Source organism: Kitasatospora sp. NPDC059817 (genome assembly GCF_042731835.1).
Taxonomy (GTDB): domain Bacteria; phylum Actinomycetota; class Actinomycetes; order Streptomycetales; family Streptomycetaceae; genus Kitasatospora.
In genome coordinates this window covers 38873-45930 of the sequence record NZ_JBHWIR010000050.1, presented here as the reverse complement: position 1 = coordinate 45930, position 7058 = coordinate 38873, and the positions used below count along the sequence as shown (strand labels likewise).

The window sequence follows — 7058 nt, the reverse complement described above, 5'->3', positions numbered from 1 at the left end:
GGAGAGTGCTCTCCGGGTGGGCCGCCGCCGTGTGAGGAGCGGGTGGCTCAGGTGCTGGTGCCGCTCAGGTGCTGGTGCCGCCGGTGCCACCGGTGGCGCCGCCGGGGAGCCCGCCGCCCGGGATGGACGGCAGCTTGCCCTTGAAGTCGGCGATGCCGTTGACGATGGTGTCCATCAGGCCGAGGTCCGGCGCCTTGTCGGCGATGTCGAAGCCGAAGTGCACGGAGATCAGCGACTTGCCGTCGGTGGACGGGAAGACCACCGTCTGCACGTAGCCGTTGTTGCCCTTGGGCGCGTCGACCTTCCAGCGGACCAGGTAGCCGTCCTGGCCGTTGACCTTGACCGCCTCGGACTTCAGCTCCTGGTGCCCGGTGATGGCGCCGTACGAGTCCTTGGCCGCCTTGTCGATGTCGGCCTTGGCGGCCGCCTGGGCGTCGGTACCGCCGCCGTCGATCCGGCCGGTGGTCACCCCGCCGAGGCTGCACAAGCCGTTGCCGTCCGGACACTGGTACGAGCCGACGACGACCGAGGCGTAGCCGTCGTTGGTGTAGCCGCCCTGCCAGCCGGAGGGGACGGGCAGGGTGAGCCCGTTCACCAGGTCGATCGCGTTGCCGGCGCCGGGCCTGGCCTTGCCGCTGCCGCCGTTCCCGTTCCCGCCGCTCCCGCCGTTCCCGCCGTTTCCACCGGTCCCGTTGCTGCCGTCGCCGCTACCGCCGTTGTTGTTGCCACCGTTGCCGTTGTTGCCGTTCCCGCTGCCGCCGTTCCCGTTGCCGCCGAGGCCCGGGAAGCCGTTCCAGGGGCCGTTCTCGCCGTTCGGCACGGCCTGCCGGGCGCTGCGCTGCGGGCGGTTGTCGCTCTGGCCGTCCATCGCCAGGAAGGTGATCCCGGAGCCGGTGCCCAGACCGAGCAGCGCCGCGACGGTGGCGGCGATCATCATCGGGGACGGCCGGCGCCGGGGCTTGCGCGGCGGCGGTGCCTCGGAGCCGTAGGCGGTGCCGAAGGGCGGCGGCTCCGGGTAGCGGACGGTCGGCCCGCTGTCCAGCACCTCGCCCTGCAGCACCGTGGGGTCGCCGGCCGGCCCCGGCCCCGGAGCCCCGGTCGCCGGGGGCACCGGCTCCGGGGCGTCCGAGGGTGCGGGCCGGGTGCTGGCCGTCCAACCCCTGCCGTCCCACCAGCGCTGCGGCCTCGGGTCGCCGCCGGTGTCCTTCGGGTCCGGGTACCACCCGGCGGGAATCTGCTCGCTCACAACAGAGAATCTAAAGGCACGCGGATAAGCGCGAAATCAGCGCGGCCTCGAATTCCGGTGGTTTTCGATGAGATTACGGTGAGAAGGGGCGCGACGGGCACGCTCAGGACCGTCGGGCCCGCCCGGGGCTACAGCGGGGTCACGTAGGCGCCCGAGATGCCGCCGTCCACCAGGAACTCGCTCGCCGTGATGAAGGACGAGTCGTCGCTCGCCAGGAAGGCCACCGCGGCGGCGATCTCCTCGGCCCGGGCGAACCGGCCCAGCGGGATGTGCACCAGCCGGCGGGCCGCCCGCTCCGGGTCCGTGGCGAACAGCTCCCGCAGCAGCGGGGTGTCCACCGGCCCCGGCGACAGCGCGTTCACCCGGATCCCCTCCCGGGCGAACTGCACGCCCAGTTCCCGGGACATCGCCAGCACCCCGCCCTTGGAGGCGGTGTACGAGATCTGCGAGGTGGCCGCACCCATCCGGGCCACGAAGCTGGCCGTGTTGATGATCGAGCCCCGCCCGTGCCGCCGCATGTACGGCAGCGCGGCCTTGCAGCACAGGTACACCGAGGTCAGGTTGACCTCCTGGACCTTGCGCCAGGCGTCCAGGCCGGTGGTCAGGATCGAGTCGTCCTCCGGCGGCGAGATGCCCGCGTTGTTGAACGCGACGTCCACGCTCCCGTACGTCTCGTACGCCTCGTCGAACAGCGCCTCGACCATGTACGGGTCGGTGACGTCGGTGTGCACGAACAGGCCGCCGACCTCCTTGGCGGCCGCCCGCCCGGACTGCTCGTCCAGGTCCGCGCAGACCACCTTCGCGCCCTCCGAGGCGAGCCGGCGGGCGGCCGCCAGGCCGATCCCGCTGCCGGCGCCGGTGATCACGGCGGTGCGGCCGACCAGGCGGCGGCACACCGGGGCGTCGTTCTCCGTCATCGGCTGCTACTCCTCGCTGTGGATGAAGACGTTCTTGGTCTCGGTGAAGTGGCGCAGCGCGTCCGGCCCCAGCTCCCGGCCGACCCCGGACTCGCCGTAGCCGCCGAACGGCGTCCAGTACCGCACCGAGGAGTGCGAGTTGACCGACAGGTTGCCCGCCGCGACGCCGCGGGCCAGCCGCAGCGCCCGGCCGAGGTCCCTGGTCCAGATCGAGCCGGACAGGCCGTAGCGGGTGGCGTTGGCCAGCCGCAGCGCGTCCGCCTCGTCGGTGAACGGCAGGACGGCGGCGACCGGGCCGAAGATCTCCTCGGTGACGGCCGGCACCTCCGGGTCGGCCGGCGCGATCACCGTCGGCGGGTACCAGTAGCCGGGCCCGTCCGGCACCGCGCCGCGGGCCAGCACCGGCAGGTCCGGGGTGACGTAGGAGGCGACCCGGCGCACCTGGGCGGCCGAGATCAGCGGGCCCAGCCGGGTCTCGGGGTCCGCCGGGTCGCCGGTGCGCAGCGCCTCGACGGCGGGCAGCAGCAGCGCCAGGAAGTCGTCGTACGCCTCGCGTTGGACCAGGATCCGGCTGCGGGCGCAGCAGTCCTGGCCGCTGTTGTCGGCGAAGGACATCGGGTCCGCGGCGCGGGCCAGGTCGGCGTCGGCGAAGACGATGCTGGGGCTCTTGCCGCCCAGCTCCAGGGTGACCCGCTTGGCCCGGGCCGCGCAGCGGGCGGCCACCTCCTTGCCGACCACGGTCGAGCCGGTGAAGACGATCTTGCGGACCGCCGGGTGGTCCACCAGGGCCCGGCCGGTCGTCGCGCCCGGGCCCGGCAGCACCTGGAACAGGCCCTCCGGCAGCCCTGCCGCCAGGGCGAGTTCGGCCAGCCGCAGCGCGGTGAGCGGGGTCGCCTCGGCGGGCTTGAGCAGGACGGCGTTGCCCGCCGCCAGGGCCGGCGCGAAGCCCCAGGCGGCGATCGGCATCGGGAAGTTCCACGGCGCGATCACCCCGACCACGCCGACCGGCTCGTGGAAGGTCACGTCCAGGCCGCCGGCCACCGGGATCTGGCGGCCGGTCAGGCGTTCCACTCCCCCGGCCGCGTACTCCAGCAGGTCCCGGACGTTGCCGGCCTCCCAGCGGGCGTTGCCCACGGTGTGGCCGGCCTCGCGCACCTCCAGTGCGGCCAGTTCCGGCACGTGCACCTCGACCTGGTCGGCGAACCGGCGCAGCAGTCGGGCCCGTTCGCCCGGTGCCAGCGCCGCCCAGGCCGGCTGGGCCTTCGACGCGCGCTGGACCGCCGCGTCCACCTGCCCCGCGGTGGTGTCCGGGACGGTGGCTAGCACCTCGCCGGTGGCGGGATTGCGGACGGTGCTGACGGTGGGGTCGGTGGGGTCGGTGGGGTCGGTCATCGGCCTCACATCCGTTCGAAGGATCGGTAGCGCTCCCAGTCGGTGACGGTGCCGTCGAAGGCGCACTGCTCCACCCGGGCCATGTTCAGGTAGTGCTCGACCACGTCGTCGCCGAAGGCCACCCGGGCCAGCTCGCTGTCGCCCCACAACTCCGCGGCCTCGCGCAGCGAACCGGGCACCCGGGCGTACTCCTCGACGGCGTAGGCGTTGCCCAGGCACGGCGCCGGCAGCTCCAGTTTCCGCTGCAGCCCGTGCAGGCCGGCCGCGATCATCCCGGCCACCGCCAGGTACGGGTTGACGTCCCCGCCCGGCACCCGGTTCTCCATCCGCAGGCCCTGGCCGTGGCCGACCACCCGGTAGGCGCAGGTCCGGTTGTCCCGGCCCCAGGCCACCGCCGTCGGGGCGAACGAGCCCTGGCGGTAGCGCTTGTAGGAGTTGATGTTCGGCGCGTACAGCAGGCTGAACTCGCGCAGCGCCGTCAGCTGGCCGGCCAGGAAGTGCCGCATGGTGTCGGTCATCCGGCCGTCCCGGTCGGCGAAGGCCGGCGCGCCCACCGCGTCCCGCAGCGACAGGTGGATGTGGCAGCTGTTGCCCTCGCGCTCGTTGTACTTGGCCATGAAGGTCAGCGCGCACCCCTGCTGCGCGGCGATCTCCTTCGCGCCCGTCTTGTAGACGCTGTGCTGGTCGCAGGTGGTCAGCGCGTCCGCGTAGCGGAAGGCGATCTCGTGCTGGCCGAGGTTGCACTCGCCCTTGGCCGACTCCACCACCAGCCCGGCGCCCGCCATCTCGTTGCGGATCCGGGACAGCAGCGGCTCGACCCGGGCGGTGCCCAGCATCGAGTAGTCCACGTTGTACAGGTTCGCCGGCGTCAGGCCGCGGTAACCGCCCAGCCAGGCCTGCTCGTAGGTGTCCCGGAACACCAGGAACTCCAACTCGGTCCCGATGTCGGCCGCCAGCCCGTACTCCGCCAGGCGCGCGATCTGGCGGCGCAACAGCTGGCGGGGGGCCGCGTCCACCGGGTGGCCGCCGTGCCGGGCCAGGTCCGCGGTCACCTGCGCGGTGCCCGGCTGCCAGGGGGTCAGCCGCAGGGTGCCGAGGTCGGGGCGCATCGCGAAGTCGCCGTAGCCGGTGGCCCAGGAGGAGAAGGCGTAGCCGTCGACGGTGTTCAGGTCGACGTCCACGGCGAGCAGGTAGTCGCAGGCCTCGGCGCCGTGCTCGACCACCTCGTCCAGGAAGAAGCGGGCAGCGAAGCGCTTGCCCTGCAGGCGCCCCTGCATGTCCGTGAACGCCAGCGCCACGGTGTGGACCTCGCCGGTGTCCACCAGCGTGCGCAGTTCGTCCAGGGTCAGCGGCGCCCGGGGCGGCACGCCCGCGGCGGCGTTCTCGGGCATGACGGAACCCTCCACGATCACTCTTCGAGTTCAAGCGGTCACAGCGAACCGTACGGCCTGCGGCGGACGGCGCGGAAGAGGGCGGACAGGTGTGGCGCGCCGACATGCGTGGTTGACGGGGGATCAGGCGGTGCGGGGGGAGAATGCCCGCCATGGATCGCAGGCCTTTCATCGGCGTCAGCACCTACCTGGTCGACGCGAGTTGGAGCAACTGGCAGGGCCGCCGGGTGGCCCTGGTGCCCGAGCGGTACACCGCATACGTCCAGGAGTCCGGCGGGATCGCGGTGCTGCTCCCGCCCGACTCCCCCGACCGCGCACCCGAGGTGCTCGCCCGGCTCGACGCCCTCGTCATCGCGGGCGGGCCCGACATCGACCCCGCCTACTACGGTCAGCCCGCCCACCCCCGCACCGAGGTCGACTCCCCCGAACGGGACCGGTGGGAGTCGGCCCTGCTGCGGGCGGCCCTGGCGGCCGGGATGCCGCTGCTGGGGATCTGCCGGGGCATGCAGGTGCTCAACGTCGTCTGCGGCGGGACGCTCGTCCAGCACCTGCCGGACGTCGTGCCGGTGGACGTCCACGGCGGCGCGGACGGCGGCTACGGGACACACCTGGTGCGGCCGGTGCCGGGGACGCTGCTCGGCGGGCTGCTGCCGGAGAGCGAGGTGGAGGTGCCGACCTTCCACCACCAGGCCGTCGACCGGGTCGGGGCGGGCCTGCGGGTCTCGGCCCACGCGCCGGACGGGACGGTCGAGGCGGTCGAGGGCCCGGGGTTCACCCTGGGCGTGCAGTGGCACCCGGAGCAGGGGGAGGACCTGCGGGTGATGCGGGCCCTGGTCCGGGCGGCCACCGCGGCGCAGTTGGACACCGCGCTGATCGGGTAGCCGGGGCCCGCCCGCCCGGGCGGAACGGACCGCTCAACGGCAACGACAACGGTCACCAGTACAGCCTTTGGATCTTTGTCCGTTCTGCGGTTCACTTCGGGTGCAGGGCGATCGCGCCCCTCCCCTCCCCACCCGTGCGTCCAGAGAGGACTTCGATGGCCGGGCACGAGCATTCCCACACTGATCATGCGCATGACCATAAGCACGCGCACGACCACGGCGGACACCGGCACGGCGGACTCGGCGGCCACGGCGGCCACTCGCACGGTGTCGCCGCCGACGCCGACCGCCGCTGGCTGCTCAGCGCCCTCACGCTCATCGTCATCTTCATGGCCGGCGAGGTCGTCGTCGGCTTCGCCGCGAAGTCCCTGGCCCTGATCTCCGACGCGGCGCACATGCTCACCGACGCCGCCTCGATCGTCCTCGCGCTGGTCGCGATGCGCCTCGCCGCCCGCCCGGCCCGCGGCGGCTACACGTACGGCCTCAAGCGCGCCGAGATCCTGTCCGCCCAGGCCAACGGCGTCACCCTGCTGGTGCTGTCCGCCTGGCTGGGCTACGAGGCCGTCACCCGGCTGTTCGAACCGCCGGAGGTCGCCGGCTCACTGGTGCTGGTCACCGCACTGATCGGGATCGTCGTCAACCTGGCCGCCGCCTGGTGCATGTCGAAGGCCAACCGCAGCTCGCTCAACGTCGAGGGCGCCTTCCAGCACGTGCTCACCGACCTGTACGCGTTCATCGCCACCGCCGTCGCCGGCGCCGTCATGCTGACCACCGGCTTCGTCCGGGCCGACGCGATCGCCTCGCTGGTCGTCGTCGCGCTGATGCTCAAGGCCGGCATCGGCCTGGTCCGCGACTCCGGGCGGATCTTCCTGGAGGCCGCCCCGGCCGGCATCGACCCGGACGCGGTGGCCGACCGGATGGTCGCCCAGCCGCTGGTCGAGGAGATCCACGACCTGCACATCTGGGAGATCACCTCCAACCAGCCCGCCCTGTCCGCACACATCCTCGTCACCCCCGGCGGCGACTGCCACGCCGTCCGGCGCGAGCTCCAGCGCGGACTGGCCGACGAGTACGGCATCACCCACAGCACGCTCCAGGTCGACCACGTCGGCGAAGACGCGGCCGGCGCCCTGCTCCAGATCGCCGCCCCCGGCGAACAGCCCGCCGAACACTGCGCCGACGCGCACGGCCCGGTCCACCGCGCCGGCCCGCACGAACACTGAAGCCGCCC

General features: G+C 73.2%; 6 protein-coding genes. 2 read left to right on the top strand and 4 right to left on the bottom strand.

Going from position 1 to position 7058, the window contains the following annotated elements:
- Window positions 1-64 precede the first annotated feature (64 nt).
- The 4 genes from ACFV61_RS13600 to ACFV61_RS13585 form a co-directional block, all read right to left on the bottom strand.
- Window positions 65-1246: a DUF2510 domain-containing protein gene (locus ACFV61_RS13600; RefSeq protein ID WP_380491720.1), complete on the bottom strand. Its 1182-nt coding sequence runs from the start codon at window positions 1244-1246 to the stop codon at window positions 65-67.
- A gap of 128 nt (window positions 1247-1374) precedes the next feature.
- Window positions 1375-2163 (bottom strand): 3-oxoacyl-ACP reductase, encoded by a 789-nt coding sequence (locus ACFV61_RS13595; protein ID WP_063346866.1) that lies wholly within the window; start codon window positions 2161-2163, stop codon window positions 1375-1377.
- Between the two features lie 6 nt (window positions 2164-2169).
- Window positions 2170-3555 carry an aldehyde dehydrogenase family protein gene (locus tag ACFV61_RS13590; RefSeq protein WP_380491718.1) on the bottom strand — a complete coding sequence of 462 codons (1386 nt, stop codon included), beginning with the start codon at window positions 3553-3555 and terminating at the stop codon, window positions 2170-2172.
- Between the two features lie 5 nt (window positions 3556-3560).
- Window positions 3561-4946, bottom strand: a complete 1386-nt coding sequence (locus ACFV61_RS13585) for a glutamine synthetase family protein (protein WP_363378760.1) — start codon at window positions 4944-4946, stop codon at window positions 3561-3563.
- Between the two features lie 152 nt (window positions 4947-5098).
- Here ACFV61_RS13585 and ACFV61_RS13580 point away from each other — a divergent pair, with 152 nt between their 5' ends.
- Together ACFV61_RS13580 and ACFV61_RS13575 are read left to right on the top strand one after the other, a co-directional pair.
- Entirely contained in the window at window positions 5099-5827 is a 729-nt protein-coding gene (locus tag ACFV61_RS13580) for a gamma-glutamyl-gamma-aminobutyrate hydrolase family protein (protein WP_063346868.1), read from the top strand.
- Window positions 5828-5982: 155 nt separating this feature from the next.
- Complete coding sequence (locus tag ACFV61_RS13575) at window positions 5983-7050, top strand: cation diffusion facilitator family transporter (RefSeq protein WP_380491716.1); 1068 nt, start codon at window positions 5983-5985, stop codon at window positions 7048-7050.
- The last annotated feature ends 8 nt before the right edge of the window (window positions 7051-7058 follow it).

Coding starts and splice junctions, on each gene's coding strand:
- ACFV61_RS13595 (WP_063346866.1), bottom strand. CDS start 2,163: ATGACGGAGAACGACGCCCCGGTGTGCCGCCGCCTGGTCGGCCGCACC.
- ACFV61_RS13590 (WP_380491718.1), bottom strand. CDS start 3,555: ATGACCGACCCCACCGACCCCACCGACCCCACCGTCAGCACCGTCCGC.
- ACFV61_RS13585 (WP_363378760.1), bottom strand. CDS start 4,946: ATGCCCGAGAACGCCGCCGCGGGCGTGCCGCCCCGGGCGCCGCTGACC.
- ACFV61_RS13580 (WP_063346868.1), top strand. CDS start 5,099: ATGGATCGCAGGCCTTTCATCGGCGTCAGCACCTACCTGGTCGACGCG.
- ACFV61_RS13575 (WP_380491716.1), top strand. CDS start 5,983: ATGGCCGGGCACGAGCATTCCCACACTGATCATGCGCATGACCATAAG.